Here is a 26,749-nt window from a genome sequence, read left to right on the forward strand (position 1 = left end):
CCCTCAACGTAGCGCCCATGCGTCGCAGCCCGACGGATGTGACCAAGAATCGCGGATGGGCACGAACATCGCAGATGGGGACGGGAATCGCAGTCGTGCAGGGGATGGCGGTACGCGAGGTCAGGGGCGGGGGGCGTCCTTGAGGCGCATCATGCCCTCCTGCGCGACGGTGGCGACGAGGGTGCCGTCCTCGGTGAACATGCGCCCCACGCCGAGGCCGCGCCCACCCGACGTCGAGGGTGATTCCTGCGCGAACAGGATCCACTGCGTCAGATCCACGGGTCGGTGGAACCACATCGCGTGATCGAGGCTCGCAGCGCGGTAGCCGGGTGACGACCAGGCGATGCCGTTGGCGCGCATCGCCGCCTCGAGCATCGAGTAGTCGGAGGCGTACGCGAGGATCGCAGCGCTGAGCAGCGGGTCGTTCGGCACCTCACGCAGTGTGCGCATCCACAGGTTCTGGAACGGCTGACGTTCGTCCGCCGGCGCGAGATAGAGCCCGCCCTCGACGTGTCGAACGTCGACAGCGCGTCCGCGCGCCCAGTGCTGCGCCATCGGGTGATCGATGTCGCCGACGATGTCCGCGGTCGTGGGCAGCGACTCGGGGGCCGGCACGTCCGGCATCGTCACCTGGTGGTCGATGCCGCCGGCGTCCTCCTGGAAGCTCATGATGACGCTGAGGATCGGCGCGCCGTTCTGGATCGCGTGAACGCGCCGAGCGGAGAACGACCCACCGTCACGTAGTCGCTCGACGGCGAAACGCACCGGCTGCGCAGCGTCCCCCGGGCGCAGGAAGTACCCGTGCAGGGAGTGGATGTGGCGCGGCGCCCCGGGCTTGATCTCACCGACGGTGCGGCCGGCCGCGACGATGCACTGCGCGAGAACCTGCCCGCCGAAGATGCGCCCGTGCGGCTGCGGCTGCGATTCGCCGACGAACAGGTCCGCGGCGCTCTGACCGAGGTCGACGCGGCGCTCACCGTCCTCGTCGAAGGACGCGGAGATCGTTGCACTGCCCACCGGGCGGACGTCGAGGATGTTCAGCAGGTCGCCGACCGGGTCGTCGGACGGTTCGATCGAAACGAGGGAAGTCACGAGGCGAGGCTACCCATGAACGGCGCCTCCCGCGCGCAACCGCGTGACATGACACCGCCGTCGGTTGGTGATCGGGCCTGGGCGCGGGGGATAATGACCGCCATGACCTACGCGCCCGACTATGCCTCCGTCGTGCCCGTTCCGCTGCGGTGGTCGGACATGGACGCCTACGGCCACGTCAACAACGTCCAGTTCCTGCGTCTGCTCGAGGACGCCCGCATCCTCGCGTTCGCGCAGTGGTTCGGTCGTGAGCGTTCCGTCGTCGGCGAAGGCATCATCGTCGCGCGTCACGAGATCGAGTACCGGGCGCCGTTGCTGTTCCGCATCGAGCCGATCGAGGTCGCCATGTGGATCACGCACCTCGGCGGCGCGGCGTACGACGTCGGGTACGAGGTGCGCGACGGGGGGCACGGTTCGACGACGTACGCGCTCGCGGAGACGACGCTCGTCGGTTACGACTTCCAGACCGAGCAGCCGCGCCGGCTCGAGGAGCACGACAAGACGCAGCTGCGACGCTTCGTCGGCCCGCCCGTGCCGTTCCGCCACCGCGCTGCCGAGAAGCGCCGCGAGGCCTCGGCGTGAGCGACGGGTTGGAGCTCGCCGACGCCCAGGTCGCCGCAGACCTGACGACGTACGTCGCCCGCGCGCGCACGCTCGACGCCGACGGCGCGATCCGCCTCCAGGCGAGTGGATCGACGCTCGCCGCGTGGGTCGGCGTGCGCAAGGGCCGCGGACTCATGGGGGAGGGCACCGTCATCGGCTTGCGGGTGCTGCCGCTCGCGCGCGCCGTCGACGAGCAGGTCGATGTCGTCGTCCCATTGGCGGCGGTCGCCGATCGTCTGGCTCGCCGCGGTTCCCCGCAAGGTGCGGTACCGAACACCGCGCCCGGTGCAAGCCCCCAGGTCGTCGACGAATCCGATGGCGCCTTCACGCTCGAGATCCCGCCGATGACGGTGCGCACGTCCTGGGCCGCTGTCACGCCCCCGCGCAGCGGATGGTCGCCGCTGGCGCGCCTGCCCGTCGACGGTCTCGTGCACGTCGCGCGCGTCGGCATCGAGGAGGTCGCCACCGGAACCCCCGAGGGCGCCGGTGCCGCAGCCGTCGAACAGCTCCGTGAACGCGTCTGGAACCGCCCGATCGAGGGTGATCTCGGCGGCGCCGACGGGCTGCCCACCGGGGCCGCGCTCGGGCTGTACGCGCTCGGATTCGCCGTCGGTGACGTCGCGACGGTGTATGGCACGGCCCGCTGGCATCGCGTCTCGACAGACGTCGGGCACGTTCTCGTGCGCTGACGGTTCGGGGTGCGCGGCGTCGTTGACGCGGGTTTGCGCACCTGAAGGGTGGGCCGCGCGGGCGAGGGATGTCGCTCGTCGCTCGGACCGCGAGCGTGCCGATCGGCTGGGGTGCGCGACGTTGCTGACGCGGGGTGCGCACCTGGCGGCGCGCGTTCGGGTGCGATGCGTCACCGTCGAAATCGTCCGCACCTGAGCGGTCGGGCATCCGGCGCCGTGCACGCGAGCCCGCCGAGCCGAACGATGGGTGCCTGCGCGGTTATCGTCGTGACCATGACGCACCGTTCACTACCGCAGCCACGCACCCTCGACCCCATGGACGCGCCGAGCCTGCGCTGGGGCATCATCGCGCCCGGTGGCATCGCCCGCACGTTCGCGCAAGCGATCACGGCGCGGACGTCGCAAGGCATCGTCGCCGTCGGTTCTCGAAATGTTCAGCGTGCACAAGAGTTCGTCGACGAATTCGCCTCCGGCGCAACGGCCTACGGATCCTACGGCGAACTAGTTGCTGATGACGACGTCGACGTCGTGTACGTCGCCTCACCGCACAGCGAGCACCGCGACCACGCACTGCTCGCCATCGAGGCGGGCAAGCACGTCCTCGTCGAGAAGGCATTCGCGCGCAACGCCGCGGAGGCTCGGGAGTTGCTCGAGGCGGCGGAGCGCGCTGGCGTGTTCGTCATGGAAGCCATGTGGTCGCGCTTCCTGCCGCACTACGACGTGATCCGTCAGGCCGTCGACGCCGGCCTCATCGGTGACGTGCGCTGGATCGCCGCTGACCACGGTCAGGCGCTCTACCCGGAGGGGCCCCAGCGCCTGTCCGATCCCGCCCTCGCCGGCGGTGCGCTCCTCGACCTCGGTGTCTACCCGCTCAGCTTCGCGGCGATGCTCATGCCGCAGGTCGACGACGTCGTCGCCACCGGCATCCTCACGCCGCAGGGCGTCGACGAATGCGAGACGATCACCCTGCGCGGCGGTGGTTCCATCGCCGGTCTCGGCACGACGATGGCGACGCAGACGCCCAACACCGCCGTCGTCGCCGGCACCGAAGGGCGCCTCGAACTCGACGGGTGGTTCTATTTCCCGACGCAGGTGCGTCTCGTCAGCAACGACGGCGAGGTGCTCGACACCTTCGACGGTGCCGACGACCTGCACGCGCTGCACTTCGAGGCCGTCGAGGTGGCCCGCCGCATCAGCGACGGCCGCCGCGAGTCGCCCCTCATGCCACACGCCGAGACGTTGCGCGTCATGGGTCTCATGGACGAGATCCGCCGTCAGCTCGGGGTGGTCTACCCGGGGGAGTGACCGTGCGCCAAGCACGCGTCACGCCAGGACGCACCCACGACAGCTCCGGCTACCGTCGACGCACGATGGCGGGTAACTCACAGGTAGGCGCCTCGTGACGCGCCTACGCGTGAGTTACCCGTCATCATCGCGTCACGCTGCGACCGGGTGGGCCTCGATCAGGCTCGCGTGAACCAGACCGTCACGTCGCGTTCGACGGTGAGGCTGTCGGCGTCACCGCTGCTCAGGACGACGAACGCGTCGTCGGGCAGGGCGACCGGCTCACCGAAGTTCGTGACGACCCACAGGTCCTCGTGGCCGTCACGGCTGTTGACGAACGCCACGACGTCGTCGCCGGCGCCCTCGACCCACGTGAGCGAGCCGGAGCCCAGTTCGCGGGCGTGACGCTCGCGCAGCATGCGGCGGTAGAACTCGAGCGTCGAACCGGCCACGCCGTCCTGCTGGTCGACGGCGAGGTCACCGTAGACCTCGGGCTGCGGCAGCCACGTCGCCTCCGACGGGCCGAACCCGAACGACGGCGCGTCCTTGACCCACGGCATCGGCACGCGGCAGCCGTCACGGCCGGCCTCGGTGTGCTCGGAGCGCTCCCACGTCGGGTCCTGACGCGCCTCGTCGGGCATCGTCGTGTGGTCGGGCAGGCCGAGTTCCTCACCCTGGTACAGGTAGGCGCCGCCGGGCAGTGCCAGCTCGAGTGCCGTCGCCGCGAGGGCGCGACGCAGGCCGAGTGCCGCGTCGGGCTGCGGGTCCTCGGCGCGGATGCCGTTGGGGCGCGGCTGCCCGACGGGCAGCGCAAGACGCGTGGCGTGACGTACGACGTCGTGGTTGCTCAGGACCCACGTCGTCGGTGCGCCGACGGAGTCGTTCGAGCGGTACGACGACGTGATGCTCTCGTGCAGGTCGGCGGCACGCCACGGTGTCTCGAGGAAGGCGAAGTTGAACGCCTGGTGGAACTCGTCCGGGCGCACGTAGCGGGCGAGGCGCTCGGGCGGGCTGACCCACGCCTCGGCGCACATCGCGCGGTCCGCGGCGGAGTCGTAACCGTCGGCGTCGCGCGGGTTGTAGGAGTCGAGCAACTCACGCCACGCGCGGTAGATCTCGTGCACGCCCTCCTGATCCCACATCGGGCCGCCGTTGTCGTGGCTCGCATCGCCGGTGCCGGCCATCTGCGCGTGCGCCGCGTGATCGGGCAGCCCGTCGGCCTTGATCAGGCTGTGCGCGACGTCGACGCGGAAGCCGTCGACACCGCGGTCGAGCCAGAACGTCAGGATCGAGACGAACTCGTCGCGGACCTCGGGGTTGTTCCAGTTGAAGTCGGGCTGCTTGGGGTCGAACAGGTGCAGGTACCACTGCTCGGGGTTGCCGTCGGCGTCGCTGACGCGCGTCCACGCGTTGCCGCCGAAGATCGCCTGCCAGTCGTTCGGCGGCAGTTCACCGTTCTCGCCCTTGCCGTCGCGGAACAGGTAGCGCTCGCGCTCCGGCGAACCAGGGCCGGCCGCGAGGGCCGCCTTGAACCACTCGTGCTCGTCGGAGGAGTGGTTCGGCACGAGGTCGACGATGACGCGCAGGTCGAGCTCGTGCGCGCGGGCGATCAGCTTGTCGGCGTCGGCGAGGGTGCCGAACAGCGGGTCAATGTCGCGGTAGTCGGCGACGTCGTAGCCCGCGTCGGCCATCGGGGAGGTGTAGAACGGCGAGATCCACAGCGCGTCGACGCCGAGGTCGCGCAGGTAGGGCAGCTTGGCGGTGATGCCGGGCAGGTCGCCGACACCGTCACCGTTCGAATCGGCCCACGAGCGCGGATACACCTGGTAGACGGCGGACGTACGCCACCATTCCTGGCCGCCGTGGCCGACGTGCGTCGCTGAGGTCTGCTTGATCCACGAAGTCTGTTCACTCACCGCCCCAGTTTGCCAACCACGGGCGCTGGGACGAAACCGTCCGCATCACCCGCGGCCGAGAGGGGCTCGACAGGCCCATCGCTGCCCGAGCCGTTCGACTCGGTGACGGCGGCGCGTCAGCGAACCGGGTGCTCCGGCTCCGGCCCGGGGGTGTTGACGAGGCTGTAGGCCGCGCGCACGAGGTAGTCGCGCAGCAGGCGGTCGAGCTCCGGTTCCAGGGCGACGTCGTCGCACGCCGCCATGATGTGCGTCAGCCAGCGGTCGCGCTGCTCGGGGGTGACGGCGAACGGCATGTGTCGCATCCGAAGGCGCGGGTGGCCGCGCTCGGCCGAGTACGTCGTCGGGCCGCCCCAGTACTGTTCGAGGAACATCTCGAAACGGCGCTTCGCGGGCTCGAGATCGGCCTCGGGGTACATCGCTCGCAGCGTCGCGTCCTGCGCCACGCCGTCGTAGAACACCTCGACGAGACGGTGGAACGTGGCGTGGCCGCCCATGCGGTCGTACAGCGTCGGCTCACTCATGTGTCCAGTCTTTCACCCGCGCGCCACGGCCGTCGCGTGGCCGGAGGTCCCTTCATCGGTGCCGAGGTCGGCCTCACTTCGGCAGGGCGGTGTTGACGGCGGCGAACGGCTGGGCCGGCGGGCCCTTGACGCCTGCGTCCTCGAGCGCGATGACGCTGCGTCGGCGCAGTTCGCGGCTCACGCCGAAGTTCTCGTTCGGCGCCGTCTTCGCGATGATGCGGAACGTCATGGTGCCGCCCGCCACCGATTCGACACCCGCGACGTTCGGGCGCTCGATCAGCTTCTCGCTCCACTCGGGGTCGGCCCCGAGCGCGTCGACGACGCCCTCGAGCACATGGGTGACGGTGTGGATGTCCGAGTCGTAGGCGACCGGGATGTCGACGAGCGACGTCGACCACCCCTGCGAACGGTTGGCGACGCGCACGATCTCACCGTTTCGGACGTACCAGACGACACCGTTCGCGTCGCGCAGCCGCGTGATGCGCAGCGTCACCTCCTCGACGGTTCCGATCGCCTCGCCGGTGTCGATGACGTCACCGACGCCGTACTGATCCTCGAAGATCATGAAGATGCCCGACAGGTAGTCCTTGACGAGCGACTGCGCGCCGAAGCCGAGCGCGACGCCCGCGACTCCGGCGCTCGCCATGATCGGGCCGAGCTGGATGCCGCACTGCGCGGCGATCGTCAGCGTCGCAACGACGACGACTGCCACCGTCGTGATCGAGCGCAGCAATGACCCCATCGTCGCGGCGCGCTGACGGCGACGCTCGTCGTCGAGACCTGCGGCGGCACGCAACCGGGCGCGGGTCGGAGCGAGCAGGTCGCCCGCGCTGACGGCGGTGCTCCCCGCAGCGCCTTCCGCCTCTCCCGCAGCGTCGCCCGCGCCTTCTGGCGCCTGGGCGGAAGGGGTGGCGGCGCCCGTCTGCTGACCGGCCTCGTCAATGGCCCCACGTGTCTCGTCCTGCCCAGAACGCGTCGAGCGGGGGCGGGCGATCATCGCCTCGACGGCCCGCGAGATCGCGCGGTGGGCGAGCCAACGCACCGCGACGGCCGCGACGACGATGATGACCACCTGCACCGGAGTGCCACCGACGTGGTGCCACAGATCGCCCATCGCCGACGTGCGCAGTGGGACGAGGCTCAGGGGAATCGATGACATGCCGTCATCCAATCACCCGCGCCCAGCTCGTCTCGAACGACCGACGTGGGCCGATTCGCTGCCGCCCCACGTGAAGCGAGAGTCTCGCAGAGCCCAGGCTCCCCGGGCTCTGCGAGATCACTGCCAGCCGGCGCAGCTGCGTCGCGATGGCACACACGATGCGGCCCGGGACGATCGAAACCGTCCCGGGCCGCATCACGTGCATCACGACGCGGGAAGCACGAGCACTCACGGCTCGCGCGCATCACCGCCCGTCGCGGCGGGCTCAGCCGTGCTGTCGCGCCGCCTGTGCGTCGAAGCGCTGAGCCTCGACGGCGCGCGCCACGGTGTCGCGGTTCTCGGCAACGGTGCGCACGAGACCGGCCGGGGCGTCACGGTGGGCGTCGAGCCAGGTGTTGGCCTGCGCGAGCAGCTGCGGCCCGGCGAGGGTGAACGGGAAGAACGACCCGATCGTCAGCTCCGCGATGTGGTGCGTGCGCGAGGCCCAGTAGCCCTCGGCCATCTCGAAGTAGCGCTCGACGTACGGCTCGAGCAGTGCCTCGTCGTGCACGTGCCCGAAGCCCGCGGCGGTCTCGGCGATCGTCTGGTTCGCGAGCGCGTCGGAGTCGACGACGGACGCCCACGCCGCGGCCTTCGCCTCGGCCGTCGGCATCGCCGCCCGGGCACGCGCGGCGCGCTCAGCGCCGGTCGCGGTGTTGTCCCGCTCGAGTTCGGCCGCGATCTCGAGCTCGCCGAGCACGCCACCGGCGACGAGGCTCGTGAGCAGCGTCCAGCGCATCTCGGTGTCGAGGGCGAGACCGTCGAGCACGGACGAGCCCTCGAACAGGCCGCGGACGAACGCGAGGTCGTCGGCGCTCGCGGCGAACGACGTGAACGCCTGCGCGAGCTGGAGCTGCGCATCGGAGCCGGGCTCGGCCGACAGCAGCAGACCGCGCAGAGTGCGGGCCACGAGGGCGACGACGTCGTCGCGGTGCTCCGGTGCCGTGTACGTGCGCGCGGCGGTCGTCAGCTGCCCGAGCAGGGTGCGCAGCAGCGTCGAGTCACTCTCGCCCGGCAGCGTCGCGAGGGCCATGTCGATGAAGTCGCGCGCCGACATCTCCGCATCGCGCGTCATGTCCCAGGCGGCGCCGAGCACGAGGGCGCGCGGCAGCGAATCCGTGAACGCGCGCGGGTGGGCGATGGCCGTGGCGAGGCTGCGCGCATCGAGACGGATCTTCGCGTAGGCGAGGTCGTCGTCGTTGACGAGCAGCAGGTCGGGTTGCGGCGTGCCGACGAGCTCGCTCACCTCGGTGCGCTCACCGTCGACGTCGAGCTCGACGCGCGCGGTGCGCGTCAGGGCGCCGTCACGCAGCATGTAGCAGCCGACGGCGAGGCGGTGCGGACGCAGCGTGGGGTAGTCGTCGGCGGCGCTCTGCTCGATGACGACGCTCGTCATGCGGCCGTCGTCGTCGGTCTCGACGATCGGGCGCAGCGTGTTGACGTCGGCGGTCTCGAGCCACAGCTTCGACCACTGCGTGAGGTCGCGTCCGCTCGTCGTCTCGAGCTCGGCGAGCAGCTGCGGCAGCGTCGTGTTCTGCCACGCATAGCGCGCGAAGTAAGCGCGCAGACCGGCGGTGAACGGCTCACGCCCGACGTAGGCGACGAGCTGCTTGAGCACCGAAGCGCCCTTGGCGTACGTGATGCCGTCGAAGTTGACCTCCACGTCGGCGAGGTCGCGGATCGGGGCGACGATGGGGTGCGTCGAGCTCAGCTGGTCCTGACGGTAGGCCCACGCCTTCTCGGACGTGCCGAACGTCGTCCACGCCGATTCCCAACGAGTCGCCTCGGCCTGCGCCGTCGTCGAGGCCCACTCGGCGAACGACTCGTTGAGCCACAGGTCGTTCCACCACTTCATCGTGACGAGGTCGCCGAACCACATGTGCGCGAGCTCGTGCAGCACCGTCAGCGCACGGCGCTCGACGACGGCCTCCGAGACCTTGGCGCGGAAGACGTAGATCTCGGAGAACGTCACGCAGCCGACGTTCTCCATCGCGCCCGCGTTGTATTCCGGCGTGAAGATCTGGTCGTACTTGGTGAACGGGTAGGGCTGGTCGAACTCGTTCTCGAAGAACGCGAAGCCACGCTTGGTGATGTCGAAGATCTCGTCGGCGTCCATGTGCGGCGCGAGCGACTTGCGGCAGAACACACCGAGAGGGATGATGCCGGCGCGCGTCTCGACGCTGTCGCGGTACGCCTCGTAGGGGCCCGCGACGAGCGCGGTGATGTAGCAGGAGATGCGGGCGGTGGGGGCGAACTCCCACGTCGCGGCCGGCTCGCTCACCCCGTTCGGACCCGTGTAGGTCTGCGTCGCGGGCTTCGGCTCCGGCGTCGTCTCGTTCGACAGCACCTGCCAGCGCGCGGGCGCCGTGACGGTGAACTGGAACGTCGCCTTGAGGTCGGGCTGTTCGAAGACGGGGTACATGCGTCGCGCGTCCGGCACCTCGAACTGCGAGTAGAGGTAGACCTCGTCGTCGGCGGGGTCGACGAAGCGGTGCAGGCCCTCACCGGTGTTCATGTAGACGCCGACGGCGTCGACGCGCACCTCGTTCTCGGCGGCGAGATCGGTGAGACTGATGCGTGCGCCGTTCCAGTCGACGTCACGCTCCTCGCCGTTGACGACGACGCGGCTGACGGATTCGCCCAGGAAGTCGAGCCACGTCTCGCTGCCGGGCTGTGCGCTGAAGCGCACGACGCTCGACGTCGCGAACGTCGTCGGGCCGGTGGTGAGGTCGAGGGTGACGGCGTAGGAGTCGACGGTGATGTTCTCGCCGCGGGTCTGCGCGTCGTCGCGGGTGAGGTTGGCCCCGTTCACGTCAGTGGTGTCCTTCCAGCAGGGTTGAGGAACGGCGGCGCGCGAACTGGTGTGCGCCACAGCCGTTCGGGCGGTGCTGCCCATCCTTGCACGGGCGCTCGAGGTGGCAGGATGGAGCGGTGAGCGAAAATCAGCGCGAGTCCGCAGCCCCTACCGTCGAGATGTTTTTCGACCCGATGTGCCCGTGGGCGTGGATGACGTCCCGCTGGCTCATGGAGGTCGAGAAGGTGCGTGACGTGCGCGTCACCTGGCGCGTCATGAGCCTCGCCGTCCTCAACGAGGGCCGCGACCTGCCCGATGATTACCGGGCCTTCCTCGAACAGGCGTGGGCGCCCGTACGCCTCGTCATCGCGGCGCAACAGGCGCACGGCGACGACGTCGTCAAGCCGCTCTACGACGCGATCGGCACCCGCTTCCACCCCGGCGGCGCCGACCCGCGTGACGCCGAGAGCGTGCGGCGCGTGCTCGTGGAGTCGCTCGCCGAGTGCGGTCTCGAGCCGGAGCTCGTCGATGCGGCGACCAACGTGCCCGGCGACGATGTCGACGTCGCCCTGCGGGCCGCGCACAAGCGCGCGACCGACCTCGTCGGCACGGACGTCGGCACCCCCGTCGTCGCGTTCGGCGGCACCGCGTTCTTCGGCCCGGTCGTGACGCCGGCGCCCAAGGGTGAGGACGCCGGGCGCCTGTGGGACGGCTGCCTCCTCGTCGCGGGCACGCCCGGTTTCTACGAACTCAAGCGCAGCCGCGACGTCGGCCCCGACTTCAGCTGACCCTCCGCACCACCACTGCCCCTCAGGCCATATCTTCGCGACAAGGACGAGCACACATGCGCATTCACATCGGTGGCGACCACGCAGCTTTCGAGACCCAGCAGGCCCTGCTGACCTACCTGACCGAGCAGGGTCACGAGGTCATCAACCACGGCCCGAGCGAGTACGACGCCGAGGACGACTACCCGGTCTACGTCCTGCGTGCCGCCGAGGGCGTGCGTGACGACGAGGGCTCGCTCGGCATCGTTCTCGGCGGGTCCGGCAACGGCGAGCAGATGGCGGCGAACAAGGTCAAGGGCATCCGTGCCGCGCTGTGCCTGACGCCCGAGTTCGCCTCTCTCGCACGCGAGCACAACGGTGCGCAGATCCTGTCGATCGGTGGTCGCTTCGTCTCGATCGACGAGGCCAAGCAGATCGCCCGCACCTTCATCGAGACGCCGTACGCGGGCGTCGAGCGTCACGCGCGCCGCCTCGCGATGGTCGAGAAGTACGAGCGGGACGGCACGCTGCCCTCCGAGGACTGAGGCCTTCGAACGGCCCGCCCGGCGCGATCTTCTCGCCGTGTGACGGGCCGTCGGCCCGGGTCGGTGGAGCCTGTCACCCACGCAGGTGCATGCTCCACCACCCCTGGTGCGCGTGAGGCAACCCCTATAGGCTGGCGCGCGTGGTTCTGGAGGCTCAACGCGAACAGACGCGCCTGCGTCAGTCGGTGCAGCGTGCCGTGGCCACTCCGATCTCCAAGCCGCACAGCGTCGTCGTCGCGTTCGCGCTGCTCACCGCGATCGTCTGTGCCGCCGCCATCGCGCTCACGCCGACGATGTCGCATGCGGTCTTCATCCCGCTCATCGTCGCCGCAGCGTTCCTGTTGTCGGGGCGTCGCCTGGCGCTCGCCATCGCCATCGTCCTGACGGGCTATGTGACGACGGCCGCGATCACCTGGTCCGACGCGCCGACGCAGTGGTCCGTCGCGGTGGCTCTCGCCCTCATCGTCGGCATCGTCGCGTTCGCGAACCGTCAGCGCTTCACGATGGGTGTGCCGCTCTCGGTGGGCTCGAGCATGCTCAAGGATCTGCGCCAGCGGCTCGACACCCAGGCCCTGCCACCCGAGATGCCGGACGGGATGCGCGTCGAGCACTGTGTCATGCCCTCACGCGGGGATGCCTTCAGCGGTGACTTCGTCGTCGCCGCCCGACGCGCCGACCACCTGCACCTCGCCCTCACCGACGTCTCCGGGCACGGCCCGTCGGCGGGGATGCGTGCGCTGCTGCTTTCCGGCGCCCTCGCTGGGTTGCTGGGGGAGACGCGCCCGGAGGATTTTCTTCCCGGCGCGAACCGCTACCTCATCCGCCAGGGCTGGCGCGACGGGTTCGCCTCCGCCATCCACGTCTCGATCAACGTCGAGGACGGCCAGTACTGCGTCGGTACGGCCGGTCACCCGAGCGCCGCGCATTATCACGCGGGCACGCGCCGCTGGGAGATGATCACCGGCGCGGCCGGTCTGCTGCTCGGGTTGTTCGACCAGGGGCCGCAGGACTACGCGCGCGCCGGCGGGGTGCTCGAGCCCGGCGATGTCCTGCTCCTCTACACCGACGGCGTCGTCGAGGGCCCTGACGGCGACCTCGCGGCCGGGACGCAGCAGATGCTCGGCCTCGCGCAACGGGCCATCAGCGCCGGCCCGGAGGGGGCGGCCCAGCGCATCTGCGAGGCCTCGGCGCGCACCGGGGGGCAGGACGATCGCTCCGTTGTCGTCATCTGGCGGCCCGTGCCTGAGTCGTCCGAATCGCGCCACGCGCGCGGAACCGCGTCCGTCTGAGTGAGCGCGCCCTTCTCAGCGAGTGCATCTGCCCGATCGACCTATCCTGCTTGAACGACGAACGGCGCCGCCCCCCACCGGGGAGCGGCGCCGTCAGCGTTCAACGGAGGCAGCTCACTCGCCGCCGAAGGCGCCGTCGAGTTTCTCGTTCGCGAAGTCCTGGCCCTTGTCGATCTGGTCGGCGTGCTGGCCGCCCGTCTTGTCGTCGGCGAAGTCGCCGGCCTTCTCGACGCCCTGGTCGAGCTTGTCGGGGTTGTCCTGGGCGAACTCGCTGGCCTTGTCCTTGGCGCTGTCGAAAATGCCCATGATGTGCCTACTGCGAATGGAAGTGCTCCGGCGAACCGGACTCATCTTCACCGAAGCACATGCGCGGGGGCCGCGTCGAGACCGCCGGCATCGTTCGTTGGCGAACGTCTCGGTGGTCAAGACGCCCGGCGGCGACCCCTCGCGAGAGCACGGGGGGTGGCGGCCGCGGGCGAGAACAGCCCGCGCGGATTGGGGCGTCACGGCGTGTTCGGGTAATGTGTCCGAGAAACATGCGGGCGTAGCTCAATGGTAGAGCCTCAGTCTTCCAAACTGATCACGCGAGTTCGATTCTCGTCGCCCGCTCCAGCACCGCGACGGCGGCTCCCGCGGGGGCCGCCGTTCGTCTTGCGAGAGCGCGCCCCGGCGCGATCGCAGCAGGACGGCTCGCGCGGAGCGGCCCGCCTCGCCTCCGGCGAGCGGGGCTGACGGGGTGTGGCGCAGCTTGGTAGCGCGTCCGCTTTGGGAGCGGAAGGCCGCAGGTTCGAATCCTGTCACCCCGACCGTTAGCATGAACGACGAGTAAGAGGAGCGCGCCGCGCCGCAGGCAGGGCCGATGATCGGCCGGCCGGTGCGGGCGCGCCCACCATCACCGATCGACTGGAGTGCACCGCTGATGAAGAGCGCTGTCGAAAACCTCACCCCGACCCGGGTCAAGCTCACCGTTGACGTCACGGCCGATGAACTGAAGCCGAGCATCGAGAAGGCCTACACGACCATCGGCTCGCAGGTTCAGATCCCCGGTTTCCGCAAGGGCAAGGTTCCCGCGAAGCTCATCGAGCAGCGTTTCGGCCGCGCGGCCGTCATCCAGGAAGCCGTCAACGAGGCGCTTCCGGAGCTGTACACGAACGCGATCGTCGAGAACGACGTCAAGGTCCTCGGCCAGCCCGAGGTCGACATCACCGAGTTCCCGCTCGAGGACGGCGCGGGCCTGAGCTTCACCGCCGAGGTCGACATCCGCCCCGAGATCACGCTCCCGGCGTTCGACACGCTCGAGGTCGAGGTCGAGCCGATCGAGGTCTCCGACGCCGACATCGACGAGCGCATCGCCGAGCTGCGCGAGCGTTTCGGCACGCTCGAGTCGGTCGAGCGCAAGGCCAAGAAGGGCGACTTCGTCACGATCGACCTGTCGGCCACGATCGACGGCAACGAGATCGACGCCGTGTCCGGTGTCTCCTACGAGATCGGCTCGGGCACGATGCTCGACGGTCTCGACGAGGCACTGACGGGCCTCAAGGCCGGCGAGGAGACGACGTTCACCTCGCCGCTCGCCGGCGGTGAGCACGAGGGCGAGAACGCCCAGTGCACCGTCAAGATCGAGTCGGTCAAGGTCCGTGAGCTGCCCGAGCTCGACGACGAGTTCGCCCAGCTGGCGTCGTCGTTCGACACGATCGACGAGCTCAAGGCCGACCTGCGCGCCGAGGTCGAGCGCACCAAGCGCTTCGAGCAGGGCGTCCAGGCCCGCGACAAGGTGCTCGAGGTACTCCTCGAGCAGCTCGACATCCCGGTGCCCGAGTCCATCGTCACCGAAGAGGTGACGAACCACCTCGAGGGCGAGAACCGTCTCGACGATGACGAGCACCGCGCCGAGGTCACCGAATCGACGCGTCAGCAGGTCGCGACGCAGCTCCTGCTCGACGAGATCGTCGAGAAGCACGAGATCCAGGTCGGCCAGGACGAGCTGATCGAGTACCTCATCATGTCGGCGCAGCAGTACGGCATGGACCCGAACACGTTCGCGCAGGCGCTCGACGCGCAGGGCCAGGTGCCCGCCATCATGGGTGAGGTCGCTCGCCGCAAGGCGCTCGCCACCGTTCTCGAGTCCGCCACGGTCAAGGACACGGCGGGCAACGTCGTGGACCTGAACGCCGCCGTCGACACCGGCGAGGACGAGGACGAGGCGCAGGCCGCCGACGCCGCCGACGGTGAGAACGCCACTCCGGTCGCCTCCGAGGACGCCGACGCCGACGCTGCGGACAAGCCCGCCAAGAAGGCTGCCGCGAAGAAGACGACGACCAAGAAGGCCGCGACGAAGAAGACGGCAACGAAGAAGGTCGCCGCCCCCGCCGAGGCCGCTGACGCCGCCCCCGCCGAGGCCGCGGAGAAGCCGGCCAAGAAGGCCGCCGCCAAGAAGACGGCTGCGAAGAAGACGGCGACGAAGACCGCCGCCAAGAAGACCGCTGCGAAGAAGGCGGCCAAGAAGGCTGTCGACGGCGAGTGAGTCGTCACTGACGTCTGAGACGAGGGGCCGCGCGAGCAATCGGGCGGCCCTTCGTCGCGTCCGGGCTCAGGCGAACGTCGCGCCTTGCGCTGACGGCGAACAAGCCCCGAGACGGGGACGAAACGCCCGGGCCCGCGCGTTAGGGTCAGTGAAGAGTTCAAGCGTGATGTCACCCGCTCGGGGTGGCAGATTCGGAACGGAGTGATCCCTTGACGAATGCCCAGTCCTCGGACGTGGTCATGGCAGGCCCGCAGATGGCCGCCGGCCTCGACGACCAGATCTACAACCGGCTCCTCAAGGAGCGCATCATCTTCCTCGGTTCGGATGTTCGCGACGACAATGCGAACGCCATCTGCGCGCAGCTGCTGCTGCTCGCCGCAGAGGACCCGGAGAAGGACATCTGGCTCTACATCAACTCGCCCGGTGGTTCGGTGACGGCCGGCATGGCCATCTTCGACACGATGCAGTGGGTGCCGAACGACGTGTGCACCGTCGCGATGGGTCTGGCCGCGTCGATGGGTCAGTTCCTGCTGTCCGCCGGTGCCAAGGGCAAGCGCTACGCGACGCCGCACGCGCGCATCATGATGCACCAGCCGCTCGGCGGCATCCAGGGCACGGCCTCCGACGTGAAGACGCAGGCCGAGCAGCTGCTGCACATCAAGAAGCAGATGGCCGAGCTCATCGCCGAGCACACGGGCCAGCCGGTCGAGAAGATCTCGGCCGACTCCGACCGCGACCGCTGGTTCACCGCGGCCGAGGCCAAGGAGTACGGCTTCGTCGACCACGTCTTCGAGCGTTCGCAGGACGCCACCAAGGACGCGACCGGGGACGCTGCGGCATTCTCCGAGTCGTCCGACCACTGATCTCGCCCACGAAGGAGACCTTCATGAACACCCACAGCTCCATGGGCCACCCGATGGGCGGCGTCACCGCGCCGATGCCGACGAGCCGCTACATCCTGCCCCAGTTCGAAGAGCGCACCTCGTACGGCACGAAGCGCCTCGACCCGTACACGAAGCTGTTCGAGGATCGCATCATCTTCCTCGGCGTCCAGGTCGACGACGCGTCTGCCGACGACATCATCGCGCAGCTCATCGTGCTCGAGTCGCAGGATCCGGACCGCGACATCGTCATGTACATCAACAGCCCCGGTGGTTCGTTCACCGCGCTGACGGCGATCTACGACACGATGCAGTACATCCGCCCGGACGTGCACACGTTCGTCCTGGGACAGGCCGCCTCGGCCGCCGCCGTCCTGCTCGGCGCCGGCGCGCCCGGCAAGCGGTACGCGCTGCCGAACGCGCGCGTGCTCATCCACCAGCCGGCGATGGAGGGCTCGGGCGGCCAGGCCTCCGACGTCGAGATCCAGGCCAACGAGATCATGCGCATGCGTGAGTGGCTCGAGGAGACGCTCGCGAAGCACTCCGGCCGCTCGATCGAGCAGGTGCGTGCCGACATCGACCGCGACAAGATCCTCACCGCCGAGATGGCCAGGGAGTACGGCCTCATCGACGAGGTGCTGACGAGCCGCAAGGCGTCACTGGAGAGCTGATGGCTCCGGGCCCACCGGGCCTGACCCGCCACGACGAACGTGCCCGCTCCTTCCGTGTGGAAGGGGCGGGCACATTCGTCATGTCGGCATCACCCGCGGCGGGGGAGCGGCCCGGGTGTCACAGCCGCTCGCCGGTCTCAGTGTCGAAGACGTGGACGTGGTCGGCCAAAGGCTTCACCGCGAACCGGTCACCCTGCGTCGGGCGCACGCGCTTGTCGACGCGCGTGCCGATGCGGGGGCCGTCAGGCTCGCCCGCGGGGCGACCGTAGACGAACGCCTCCGAGCCGAGCGTCTCGACGAGTTCGACCTCGAGCTCGAGCGCACCCGCCTCACCGGGCTGCGCGACGACGAACGCCTCGGGGCGCACCCCGATCGTCACGCGATCCGACGTCGCCTTGATGTCGCGCGACAACGACACCCGCATGCCGTGGAACGTCGCGTCACCGCCGGTGAGCGCGGCGTCCATGAGGCTGATCGACGGCGAACCGATGAAGCCTGCGACGAACGTGTTGCGCGGCCGTTCGTACAGCTCCTCCGGGGTGTCGCACTGCTGCAAGATGCCGTCCTTGAGCACCGCGACACGGTGACCCATCGTCATCGCCTCGACCTGGTCGTGCGTGACGTAGACGGTCGTGACGCCGAGGCGTCGCTGCAGCGCCGCGATCTGCGCACGCGTCGAGACGCGCAGCTTGGCGTCGAGGTTCGACAGCGGCTCGTCCATGCAGAACACCTTGGGCTGGCGCACGATCGCGCGACCCATGGCGACACGCTGACGCTGGCCACCCGACATCGCGCCCGGCTTGCGGTCGAGGAGGGGCTCGAGCTCGAGGATCTTCGCCGCCTCCTCGACGCGGGCGTTGATGTCCGCCTTCGAGGTGCCTGCGTTCTCGAGCGCGAACGCCATGTTCTGACGTGCCGTCATGGTCGGGTAGAGCGCGTAGCTTTGAAAGACCATCGCGACGTCGCGATCACGGGGACGCACGCCGGCCTGGTCGTGGCCGTCGATGAGGATGCGGCCCTCGTCGACCGGTTCGAGGCCGGCGAGCATGCGGAGCGTCGTCGACTTGCCGCAGCCCGACGGGCCGACGAGGACGAGGAACTCCCCGTCGGCGATGTCGAGCGTGACCTTGTTGACGGAGGGACGGGGCGCACCCTTGTGCAGGCGGGTGGCCTCGTCGAAGGTGACGGATGCCATGAATTACTTCTTCAGCTTGGGCTTGATCTGGGAGTCGTACTTCGCCTGCAGCGCCTTGTCGAGCGCCTCGAGCGTCGACTTGACGTCCGAGCCGGCGATGATCTTGTCGAGCGAGGTACCGATGTCGATGCCACCGCCGGGCAGGAACACGCGGACGTTGTCCTGGGGGCGGGCCTTCGGCAGCTGCTTGACGGCGACGGCGTATTCGGGGTTCTTCTCGAGGTACGCCTTCTCCTTCGCGTCGTCCATGGCGGAGGTGCGCACCGGCAGGTACCCGGTCGCCTGGGAGAAGGTGATCGTGTTGTCCTTGTTCGTCATGAACTCGATGAACTTCACGGCGTTCTTCTGACGCTCGGCGGAGATGCCCTTCGGCACCGCGAGGCCGGCGCCACCCGTCGGCACGGTCTTGATGCCGCCCGGCGCGGGCAGGAAGCCGATGCCGACCTTGAAGCTTGCGTCCTTGATGACGCCGGCGAGGCCACCGGTCGACTCGATGGCGCAGGCGCCGATGCCCGAGGCGAAGTCGGCCTGGCTGTCCTTCGACGTCTGCATCCAGCCCTTCTTGGCCCACCCCTGGATCTTCGTGGCGGCCTTGACGGTGCCCTCGGACGCCATGGTGGGCGTCCAGTCCTTCGAGTAGCCGCCGCCGTAGCTCCACGCGATGGACTGGAACGTCCAGTCGAGGTAGTCGGAGCCGTCGTCCAGGACGATGGCCTTCTTGCCCGAGCCCATGGCCGACTGCAGCTTGGGCGCCCACTGCTCGAACTCGTCCCACGAGGTCGGCGCACGGTCCGGCAGACCGGCCTTCTTCCAGGCGTCCTTGTTGTAGTAGAAGATGACCGTCGAGCGCGAGTACGGCAGGGCGTAGTGCTTGTCCTCGTACTTGTAGTCGTCGTACAGGCCCTTGACGTAGTCGTCCGTCGAGAGCTTGTTCTCGGACGTCAGGGCCGACATGTCGGCCAGACGGTCGTTGAGGGCGAAGTTGAACCACGTCGTGTCGGAGACGATGACGACGTCGGGCAGGCTGCCGCCGGACAGGGCCGCGTTGAACTTCTGCGCGACGTCGGGGTAGCTCTTGCCGGCGTCGACGAGCTTGACCTTGAGGTTCGGGTTGGCCTTCTCGAACTCGGCGATGAGCTTCTGCTCGGTCGCCTTCGACTTGCCGGGGTGGTTGCTCCAGAACTCGATCGTGTTCGAGTCGCCGCCACCGTTGTTACCACCGCTGGAGGAGCCGCCGGAGCCGGCGCAGGCGCTGAGGCCTGCGGTGACGACGGCACCAGCCGTCAGGCCGAAGAGGTTGCGGCGCGAGAGTGTGGACATGAGTTTCTTCCTTCGTCTGGGTGAAGCGTGGGGGAGAGGGTCAGCCCTTGACGGCGCCGGCCGTGAGGCCCTTGATCATGTGGCGCTGCAGGACGAGGAACAGGGCGAGAACGGGGAGCATGGCGAGCATCGTGGCGGCCATGACAGGGCCCCAGTCCGTGATGCCCTCGTTGTTCTGCAACTGGGTGAGGCCGACCGGCAGGGTGCCGGTGCGCTGGTCGTCGGACATGAGGAACGGCCACAGGTACTCGTTCCACTCGTTGACGACGGTGATGATGGAGAACGCGATGAGGGTCGGCCACGACATCGGCATGACGACCTTGCGCAGCAGCTTCATCGGCCCGGCCCCGTCCATGCGCGCGGCCTCGATGATCTCGCTGGGGATCGACAGGAACTGGTTGCGCATGAGGAACGTGCCGAACGCGACGCCCGCCAACGGCAGGATGATGCCCTGGTAGGTGTTGCGCCAGCCGAGCTGGCTGACGAGGGCGTAGTTCGAGATCACGGTGATCTGGTTCGGCACCATGAGCGCCGCGATGACGACGATGAACACGAGGTTGCGCCCGGGGAAGCGGATGAGGCTCAGGGCGTAGGCGCTCATGACACCGAGGACGATCTTGGCGAGCGACAGGATGACGGTGACGATGACCGAGTTGCGGAAGAAGTCCCAGAAGGGGATCGACTGCGTCGCGGTCTTGTAACCCTCACCCGTGACCGAGTGCGGGAACCAGACGGCGGGCGTCGTGTAGATGTCGCTGCGGTGCTTGATCGACGTCATGAAGATCCAGTACAGCGGGATCGCGACGATCGCGAACGCGATCATCATCGCGGCGTAACCGGCGATCGTCATCGGCAACCCGCCGTGGTCGAGGACCTCGTTGCTGTGCGCCTCCTCGCGGGGGCGTCGTCGGAACGGGGAGGAACCCGACCGCTTCGGCGTGGCCGCAGCGGCGTTCTCCTGCGGGGCTGCGGTGCTCATGCCTTCTGCTCCTTGTCCATGACCCGCACCTGCACGACCGTCACGACGAGCAGGATGAGGAACATGATGGTCGCGATCGTGGCGCCGTAGCCGGCGCGCTGGTTGACGAACGTCTCCTGGTACACCTGGTAGACGAGCGTCGACGTGCCGTAGCCCTGGGGGCCACCGCGCGTCATGATCTGGATGATGTCGAAGACCTGGACCGAGTTGAGCAGCACCGTGATCGACAGGAAGAACGTCGTCGGGCGCAGCTGCGGTAGCAGCACCTTGGTGAAGCGACGCCATGACGACGCGCCGTCGATCTCCGCGGCCTCGTCGAGGTCGGTGCGGCGGCCCTGCAGCGCGGCGAGGTAGATGACGAACGTGTAGCCGATGTTCTTCCACACATACGTGAGCGTCACCATGACGAGGGCCCAGTTCGGATCCTGGTAGAAGTCCGGGACGCTGAGGCCGACGCGGTGCGCGAGGTCGGAGAGCAGACCGAAGTGCGGGTCGAAGACGAACTGGAACGCGAGGCCGACGGCGGTGCCGGACAGGACGAACGGCGCGAAGATCGCCGAGCGCACGAGGTTGCGACCGCGCAGCTGACGATCGAGCAGCAGCGCGAGCCCGAGGCCGATCATCATCGACAATCCGACCGTCGCGACGGTGAAGATGGCGGTGTTGCGCAGCACCTGGTGCGCGTTGGCGTCGTGCAGCCACGTCGAGTAGTTCTGCAGACCGATGTAGTTGAGCGTCGGCGCCGACAGCGTCCAGTCGGTGAACGACAACCGGATGTTGTCGATCAGTGGTCGGTAGGTGAACACGGCCAACAGCGCGAGGTTGGGCAGCAGCAGCGCTGCCGCCGTCAACCATTCACCGACGGGCCGGCCGCGGCGTGGCGGCGGGGGGCCGAGGGGCGCGGGCGGGTGCGCCTGCGGCGAGAGCGTGGGGGGGTCTTCGAGCACGCGCAAAGGTTGTCCTGACAAGGTGTCCTGGAAATGAACAACAGGTGTTGGTCGTGTGTCCATTTGAGAGTGATTCGCGACGCGAGGCGTGCGGGGACTCCGCGTCCGTTGCGCCCAGCGCGAACAGCCTTGGCCGGCGCCCGCCACGCGGGATTCAATGAGGGGCAGCGAGGGCCCCGTCGACTACCGTCGTCGGGTACGCACACCCGTCTCGCGGCGGGTCGCTCGACGAAGGGATGACGGATGGCACGCGTGGGAGAGAGCGGCGACCTGCTCAAGTGCTCGTTCTGTGGCAAGAGCCAGAAGTCGGTCAAGAAGCTCATCGCCGGCCCGGGCGTCTACATCTGCGACGAGTGCATCGACCTGTGCAACGAAATCATCGAGGAAGAGCTGACCGACTCGGTCGACATCGGCCTCGAGAAAATGCCGAAGCCGCGCGAGATCTTCGACTTCCTGCGTGAGTACGTCATCGGACAGGACGCGGCGAAGCGCTCGCTCGCCGTCGCCGTCTACAACCACTACAAGCGCGTCCAGGCCGCCGAGGCGTCGGGGTCGAAGGATCCGGTCGAGATCGCGAAGTCGAACATCCTGCTCATCGGCCCCACGGGCTGCGGCAAGACCTACCTCGCGCAGACGATGGCGCGCATGCTCAACGTCCCGTTCGCCATCGCCGACGCGACAGCCCTGACGGAGGCCGGCTACGTCGGTGAGGACGTCGAGAACATCCTGCTCAAGCTGCTGCAGGCGAGTGATTTCGACACCAAGCGCGCCGAGACCGGCATCATCTACATCGACGAGATCGACAAGGTGGCGCGCAAGAGCGAGAACCCGTCGATCACGCGTGACGTCTCCGGTGAGGGCGTGCAGCAGGCGCTGCTCAAGATCCTCGAGGGGACGGCCGCGTCGGTGCCGCCGCAGGGCGGGCGCAAGCACCCACATCAGGAGTTCATCCAGATCGACACGACGAACGTGCTGTTCATCGTCGGTGGCGCGTTCGCGGGCCTGGAGAAGATCATCGAGGACCGCAAGGGCAAGAAGGGGCTCGGCTTCGGCTCGCAGCTGCACCTGCCCGCCGGTGGGGATGCGTCGATGACCGACGTGCAGCCCGAAGACCTCATGAAGTTCGGTCTCATCCCCGAGTTCATCGGCCGCCTGCCCGTCATCACGACCGTCGAGCCGCTCGATCGCGAGGGCATGGTGAGCATCCTCACCGAGCCGAAGAACGCACTCGTCAAGCAGTACAAGCGCATGTTCGAGATCGACGGTGTGCAGCTCGAGTTCACACCAGACGCCCTCGACGCCGTCGCCGAGCAGGCGATGAGCCGCGGCACCGGCGCGCGCGGGTTGCGCGCCATCCTCGAAGAGGTCCTGCTGCCCGTCATGTTCGACGTGCCGAGCGAGGACGACATCGACAAGGTCGTCATCACGCGCGAGGTCGTGCTCGACCGCATCACCCCGACGATCGTGCGACGTCGCGCTGCCTAGCGATAAATTTCGCATGTTCAAATTGGTCACGGTTCTTGTAGGTGGATCTCTACGCAGACCGCCCAATGGGAAGCCGCACGCAAAGCCTTGGTTCGACGCACCGAACTTCGACAACCTTGCGGCGTACTGCGAGCCTCACGTCTCGAGGGTGCGGGAGATGGACGCGGTTTTCCTGGGGGAGCTAGCGTCGATGCGAAGACTAAGTCGACGACGTAGACATCGAACGGCGCTGTGGATCCTGACAAGTGCTCTCGGGTGCTATCTCGCCGCAAGTGCAGTGCTTTTAATCAGCGGCTTTTCATGGGTGAAAATGGGCGCCTCTGCAGCCGCCGCCTATCTTGCTTCAAGATTGATATTAGAGTGTTTGCGTCGCGGGTCCTATAAGGCGTCTGAGCGTGAGCGAAAAGGCGCCGAAAAACTTCTAGCTGACCATCTGGCTGGCCGCGATTGCATTCTGGCTAGTGCAGGGGTCGTGGAGCCGTTGCCTCCGACGTCCGCAGCGATTGGCGGGCGAGTCCCTTTGGCCGCACCTCGGTTCCCAAGCGCTCGTCTGAGCGACGTCATGCGCGCTTCGCGAAGTGCGGATCTCGAACGCCCCAGGTCGTGGTCCATGCATGATCTTCAGCAGCTGACTGGGCAAGAGTTTGAGCAGGTAGTGGCTGCGAGACTTTTGCTCGACGGAGTCCTCGGGGTGAGGGTGGTTGGGGGTCCCAACGATCGGGGTGCCGACATAGTCGGTGAATGGAGCGGGGGCGAGATCGTTATCGTCCAATGTAAGCGCTATCAATCGTCGACAAAAATTAATTCTCGTGATATGCAGATGTTCGCAGGTGTCGCCTTCACGTTGCATAACGCAAATGTACCCATTTACATTACGACGTCAAGTTTTACCCGCCAGGCGGTGGGTGTTGCTGGTGAGTGCAATATTCATCTACTGGGTGGCACGCAAGTTCTACGGTGGCTCGCGGGAAACGACTCCTTCCTCCAATGCTCACTACAGGCGCCGCCAGTCTAGGCGCGTTATCGCCACCTAACCGTGCGACATGAGCTCTCGAGGTTGCTAAGGGGATACGCCGAAGACTCCATGCAACTCTTCTTGGACGTGCCTCCAGTCTGTCCTAGCGCCAAGGCGGGCTGAGCCCCCCTCTCACGGCTCAGCTCGCCCATCGGTGCGTCAGTTCTTGACCTTCGGCGGGGGAGCGAGCAGCTCGGTGTCGCGCACGAGCAGGACGCCGTTCTCCGTCTCCTCCTCGACGCTCGTCATGGCGCTGATGCGGCCGGCTGCGCGCAGGTCGGCTTCACCCTTGGTTGCGGCGGCGAGGGCCGCCGCCGGGCCGGCGAGCGTCATCGCCGTCACCTCGGCGCGCATGCCGAGCTTGGCCTCTGACTTCGCGCGGCGCACACCGGCGAGAGCCTGAGACACGGCGGTGAGGACGAGCGGGTCACCGTCGGGCAGGGACGCGAGCTCGTCGCGCGTCGGCCAGGTGGCGCGGTGCACCGACTCGGCGTGCTGCCACGACCACACCTCTTCGGTGGCGTATGGCAGGAACGGCGCGAACAGGCGCAGCAGGACGTCGAGCGCGATGCGGACGGCGGCACGCGCCGACGCCGACTCGGCCTCGCCGAATTCACCGTCACGGTTGTTGGCGCGCTCCTTGACGAGCTCGATGTAGTCGTCGCAGAACGCCCAGAAGAACGTCTCCGTCAACTCGAGCGAACGCGTGTAGTCCCACGTCTCGAAGCTCTTCGTCGCGTTCTCGACGACGTCGCGCAGGGCCGTCAGCAGCGAGACGTCGAGAGGCTGCGTGACGTGCGGCAGCAGCGCCTCGATCGTCGGTGCAGCGTCGGCATCGGGCGTCACCGGAGGCGTCATGAGCGCGAACTTGGAGGCGTTGAGCACCTTCATCGCGAGGCGACGGCCGACCTTCATCTGGCCCGTGTCGTAGGCGGCGTCCGTCCCGAGGCGGCCCGAGGCGGCCCAGTAGCGCACGGCATCGGCGCCGAACTCCCTGACGACGTCCTCCGGTGTCTGCGCATTGCCCTTCGACTTCGACATCTTCTTGCGGTCGGGGTCGAGGATCCAGCCGGAGATGGCGGTGTTCTTCCACGGCACGGTGCCGTTCTCGTGATGCGCGCGCACGACCGTCGCGAACAGCCAGGTGCGGATGATGTCGTGGCCCTGGGGGCGCATGTCCATCGGGAAGATCTTGTCGAACAGCTCGGGGTCGCTCTTGTGCGCGGTGCCGTCGGCGATCGGCCAGCCCGTCGCGATCTGCGGGGAGAGCGACGACGTCGCCCACGTGTCCATGACGTCGGGGTCGGCGATGAACCCGCCGGCCCGGCCGCGCTGGCTCTCGTCGTAGCCCTTCGGCGCCTGGCCCTGCGGGTCGATCGGCAGCTCGGACTCGGCGGGCACGATCGGGTTGTCGTAGTCGGCCTCGCCGTTCGCGTCCAGCGGGTACCAGATCGGGAACGGGACGCCGAAGAAACGCTGACGGCTGATGAGCCAGTCGCCGTTGAGGCCCTCGATCCAGTTCGTGTAGCGGCTCTGCATGAACGCGGGGTGCCAGTCGATCTCGTTACCACGAGCGACGAGCGCCGACTGCAGATCCTTGTCACGGCCACCGTTGCGGATGTACCACTGGCGGCTCGTCACGATCTCGAGGGGCTTGTCGCCCTTCTCGAAGAAGTTGGCCTTGCGCTGCGTCTTCTTCGGCTCACCGTCGAGGTCACCGGAGGCGATGAGCGCCTTGACGACGTTCTCGCGTGCGGTGAACGTCGTCTTCGTCGCGAGCTCGTCGGCAAACAGCTGCTCGCCCGGGCCGCCCGCGATCCACTCGGGCACCTCGCCCGTGATGCGGCCGTTGCGCGTGATGATCGAGCGCGTCGGCAGCTGCAGCTCGCGCCACCACTGGACGTCGGTGAGGTCACCGAAGGTGCAGCACATGGCGATGCCGGCTCCCTTGTCCATCTCGGCGCTCGGGTGCGCGAGGACGGGGATCTCGACGTCGAACAGCGGGCTCTTGACGTTCGTGCCGAACAGCGGCTGGTAGCGCTCGTCGTCGGGGTGGGCGATGAGGGCGACGCAGGCGGGCAGCAGTTCGGGGCGGGTCGTCTCGATGTAGACGTTCTCGCCGTCGCTCGTGTGGAAGGCGACGCGGTGGTAGGCGCCCGGGTAGTCGCGTGCCTCGAGCTCAGCCTGGGCGACGGCCGTCTGGAACGTGACGTCCCACAGCCCCGGTGCCTCCTGCTGGTAGGCCTCGCCGCGCTTCAGGTTGCGCAGGAACGCCTGCTGCGCGACGGCGCGCGAACGCTCGTCGATCGTGCGGTACTGCACGTTCCAGTCGACACTGATGCCGAGACGGCGGAAGAGTGCCTCGAACGTCTCCTCGTCCTTGACGGTGAGCACGTCGCACAGCTCGATGAAGTTCTTGCGCCCGATCGGCTGCTGGTCGGCGGCCTTGACGCTCTTGCCCTCGGCGCCCTCGAGTGGCGGGGTGTAGTTCTCGATGTAGGGCTTCGTCGCGTCGCCGCGCACGCCGTAGTAGTTCTGGACGCGACGCTCCGTCGGCAGGCCGTTGTCGTCCCAGCCGATCGGGTAGAAGACCTCGCGCCCCTGCATGCGCTGGTAGCGCGCCATGCAGTCGGTGTGGGTGTAGCTGAACACGTGCCCGACGTGCAGGCTGCCCGACGCCGTCGGCGGGGGAGTGTCGATGGCGAAGACCTGCTCGCGCGGCAGCTGCAGGGCGCGTTCACGGTCGAACATGTACGTGCCGCGTTCCTTCCATACCTGGCCCCAGACGTCCTCGAGGCCGTCGACGGTGGGCTTGTCGGGCATCGTGCGGGCGCCGGGCGGCGTCTGCTGGGCTGGGGTGGTGTCGGAAGTCATGGGGTCATTTTCCCATGCCTGACGCACTGGTGCGACCGGCGGCGACGAGGCGGGCTCGGTGCGACAACGCCGGGGCGGGGGCCTAGGCTATGAGCAGATGGCCGACGACGCGCCCACATGCCGGGCGCGTAGGAGAATCAGGGCGAGACGTCGCTCGGAC

At 68.2% G+C, this 26,749-nt stretch carries 22 protein-coding genes and 2 tRNA genes; 13 read left to right on the forward strand and 11 right to left on the reverse strand.

Annotated elements, in window-relative coordinates; translation table 11 throughout:
- Positions 1 to 120: 120 nt before the first annotated feature.
- On the reverse strand, positions 121 to 1,092 hold the full coding sequence (locus tag AC1RS9_RS02305) for an acyl-CoA thioesterase (RefSeq protein WP_006945875.1): 972 nt from the start codon (positions 1,090 to 1,092) through the stop codon (positions 121 to 123).
- A gap of 102 nt (positions 1,093 to 1,194) precedes the next feature.
- Here AC1RS9_RS02305 and AC1RS9_RS02310 point away from each other — a divergent pair, with 102 nt between their 5' ends.
- The 3 genes from AC1RS9_RS02310 (at position 1,195) to AC1RS9_RS02320 (ending at position 3,689) form a co-directional block, all read left to right on the forward strand.
- Positions 1,195 to 1,674, forward strand: a complete 480-nt coding sequence (locus AC1RS9_RS02310) for an acyl-CoA thioesterase (RefSeq protein ID WP_006945998.1) — start codon at positions 1,195 to 1,197, stop codon at positions 1,672 to 1,674.
- Positions 1,671 to 2,384 (forward strand): DUF8185 domain-containing protein, encoded by a 714-nt coding sequence (locus AC1RS9_RS02315; protein WP_006945867.1) that lies wholly within the window; start codon positions 1,671 to 1,673, stop codon positions 2,382 to 2,384. The genes AC1RS9_RS02310 and AC1RS9_RS02315 overlap by 4 nt, the downstream gene beginning before the upstream one ends.
- 273 nt (positions 2,385 to 2,657) lie before the next feature.
- Positions 2,658 to 3,689 (forward strand): Gfo/Idh/MocA family protein, encoded by a 1,032-nt coding sequence (locus AC1RS9_RS02320; protein WP_492920378.1) that lies wholly within the window; start codon positions 2,658 to 2,660, stop codon positions 3,687 to 3,689.
- 158 nt (positions 3,690 to 3,847) lie between these two features.
- Here AC1RS9_RS02320 and AC1RS9_RS02325 read toward each other — a convergent pair whose 3' ends face one another.
- The 4 genes from AC1RS9_RS02325 to pepN form a co-directional block, all read right to left on the reverse strand.
- Positions 3,848 to 5,584 carry a glycoside hydrolase family 13 protein gene (locus tag AC1RS9_RS02325; protein WP_006945965.1) on the reverse strand — a complete coding sequence of 579 codons (1,737 nt, stop codon included), beginning with the start codon at positions 5,582 to 5,584 and terminating at the stop codon, positions 3,848 to 3,850.
- A 116-nt stretch (positions 5,585 to 5,700) separates the two neighbouring features.
- The gene (locus tag AC1RS9_RS02330; RefSeq protein WP_006945874.1) at positions 5,701 to 6,105 is read right to left on the reverse strand and encodes a globin; all 405 of its coding nucleotides are present in this window, start codon (positions 6,103 to 6,105) and stop codon (positions 5,701 to 5,703) included.
- A gap of 73 nt (positions 6,106 to 6,178) precedes the next feature.
- A complete protein-coding gene (locus tag AC1RS9_RS02335; RefSeq protein ID WP_492920381.1) occupies positions 6,179 to 7,264 on the reverse strand; it encodes a mechanosensitive ion channel family protein in 1,086 nt (361 codons plus the stop codon).
- A 265-nt stretch (positions 7,265 to 7,529) separates the two neighbouring features.
- Positions 7,530 to 10,115, reverse strand: a complete 2,586-nt coding sequence (gene pepN / locus AC1RS9_RS02340) for an aminopeptidase N (protein ID WP_492920383.1) — start codon at positions 10,113 to 10,115, stop codon at positions 7,530 to 7,532.
- A gap of 119 nt (positions 10,116 to 10,234) precedes the next feature.
- Between pepN and AC1RS9_RS02345 the strand changes: the two genes are divergently transcribed.
- From AC1RS9_RS02345 to AC1RS9_RS02355, 3 genes are all read left to right on the forward strand, one after another.
- Complete coding sequence (locus AC1RS9_RS02345) at positions 10,235 to 10,885, forward strand: mycothiol-dependent nitroreductase Rv2466c family protein (protein ID WP_473956663.1); 651 nt, start codon at positions 10,235 to 10,237, stop codon at positions 10,883 to 10,885.
- Positions 10,886 to 10,941: 56 nt separating this feature from the next.
- Entirely contained in the window at positions 10,942 to 11,409 is a 468-nt protein-coding gene (locus AC1RS9_RS02350) for a ribose-5-phosphate isomerase (protein WP_006945927.1), read from the forward strand.
- 140 nt (positions 11,410 to 11,549) lie between these two features.
- The gene (locus tag AC1RS9_RS02355) at positions 11,550 to 12,698 is read left to right on the forward strand and encodes a PP2C family protein-serine/threonine phosphatase (protein WP_006945915.1); all 1,149 of its coding nucleotides are present in this window, start codon (positions 11,550 to 11,552) and stop codon (positions 12,696 to 12,698) included.
- Between the two features lie 114 nt (positions 12,699 to 12,812).
- Here AC1RS9_RS02355 and AC1RS9_RS02360 read toward each other — a convergent pair whose 3' ends face one another.
- Complete coding sequence (locus tag AC1RS9_RS02360; protein ID WP_006945905.1) at positions 12,813 to 13,004, reverse strand: antitoxin; 192 nt, start codon at positions 13,002 to 13,004, stop codon at positions 12,813 to 12,815.
- A gap of 232 nt (positions 13,005 to 13,236) precedes the next feature.
- Here AC1RS9_RS02360 and AC1RS9_RS02365 point away from each other — a divergent pair.
- From AC1RS9_RS02365 to AC1RS9_RS02385, 5 genes are all read left to right on the forward strand, one after another.
- A tRNA-Gly gene (locus AC1RS9_RS02365) sits at positions 13,237 to 13,310 on the forward strand.
- Positions 13,311 to 13,430: 120 nt separating this feature from the next.
- Positions 13,431 to 13,504 (forward strand) — tRNA-Pro (locus AC1RS9_RS02370).
- Between the two features lie 113 nt (positions 13,505 to 13,617).
- Positions 13,618 to 15,222 carry a trigger factor gene (gene tig, locus AC1RS9_RS02375; protein WP_492920386.1) on the forward strand — a complete coding sequence of 535 codons (1,605 nt, stop codon included), beginning with the start codon at positions 13,618 to 13,620 and terminating at the stop codon, positions 15,220 to 15,222.
- 239 nt (positions 15,223 to 15,461) lie between these two features.
- Positions 15,462 to 16,085, forward strand: coding sequence for an ATP-dependent Clp protease proteolytic subunit (locus AC1RS9_RS02380; protein ID WP_038567538.1), 624 nt, complete (start codon positions 15,462 to 15,464; stop codon positions 16,083 to 16,085).
- Between the two features lie 23 nt (positions 16,086 to 16,108).
- Positions 16,109 to 16,774, forward strand: a complete 666-nt coding sequence (locus AC1RS9_RS02385) for an ATP-dependent Clp protease proteolytic subunit (protein WP_074046199.1) — start codon at positions 16,109 to 16,111, stop codon at positions 16,772 to 16,774.
- 118 nt (positions 16,775 to 16,892) lie between these two features.
- Here AC1RS9_RS02385 and AC1RS9_RS02390 read toward each other — a convergent pair whose 3' ends face one another.
- The 4 genes from AC1RS9_RS02390 to AC1RS9_RS02405 are packed head-to-tail and all read right to left on the reverse strand — an operon-like array spanning position 16,893 to position 21,215.
- Positions 16,893 to 17,969, reverse strand: a complete 1,077-nt coding sequence (locus AC1RS9_RS02390; protein WP_074046200.1) for an ABC transporter ATP-binding protein — start codon at positions 17,967 to 17,969, stop codon at positions 16,893 to 16,895.
- A gap of 3 nt (positions 17,970 to 17,972) precedes the next feature.
- Positions 17,973 to 19,289: an ABC transporter substrate-binding protein gene (locus AC1RS9_RS02395; RefSeq protein ID WP_074041100.1), complete on the reverse strand. Its 1,317-nt coding sequence runs from the start codon at positions 19,287 to 19,289 to the stop codon at positions 17,973 to 17,975.
- Between the two features lie 40 nt (positions 19,290 to 19,329).
- Positions 19,330 to 20,268, reverse strand: coding sequence for a carbohydrate ABC transporter permease (locus AC1RS9_RS02400; RefSeq protein WP_006944415.1), 939 nt, complete (start codon positions 20,266 to 20,268; stop codon positions 19,330 to 19,332).
- Positions 20,265 to 21,215: a carbohydrate ABC transporter permease gene (locus AC1RS9_RS02405; protein ID WP_170957207.1), complete on the reverse strand. Its 951-nt coding sequence runs from the start codon at positions 21,213 to 21,215 to the stop codon at positions 20,265 to 20,267. The genes AC1RS9_RS02400 and AC1RS9_RS02405 overlap by 4 nt, the downstream gene beginning before the upstream one ends.
- A gap of 243 nt (positions 21,216 to 21,458) precedes the next feature.
- Between AC1RS9_RS02405 and clpX the strand changes: the two genes are divergently transcribed.
- Both clpX and AC1RS9_RS02415 read left to right on the forward strand, forming a co-directional pair.
- Positions 21,459 to 22,700 (forward strand): ATP-dependent Clp protease ATP-binding subunit ClpX, encoded by a 1,242-nt coding sequence (gene clpX, locus AC1RS9_RS02410; protein ID WP_492920390.1) that lies wholly within the window; start codon positions 21,459 to 21,461, stop codon positions 22,698 to 22,700.
- A 610-nt stretch (positions 22,701 to 23,310) separates the two neighbouring features.
- Positions 23,311 to 23,715: a restriction endonuclease gene (locus AC1RS9_RS02415; protein WP_492920392.1), complete on the forward strand. Its 405-nt coding sequence runs from the start codon at positions 23,311 to 23,313 to the stop codon at positions 23,713 to 23,715.
- A 159-nt stretch (positions 23,716 to 23,874) separates the two neighbouring features.
- Here the strand turns inward: AC1RS9_RS02415 and valS are convergent, their stop codons facing one another.
- On the reverse strand, positions 23,875 to 26,589 hold the full coding sequence (valS, locus tag AC1RS9_RS02420) for a valine--tRNA ligase (RefSeq protein ID WP_473956652.1): 2,715 nt from the start codon (positions 26,587 to 26,589) through the stop codon (positions 23,875 to 23,877).
- Positions 26,590 to 26,749 lie beyond the last annotated feature (160 nt).

The organism is Dermacoccus sp. MPR-E5 (genome assembly GCF_058809565.1).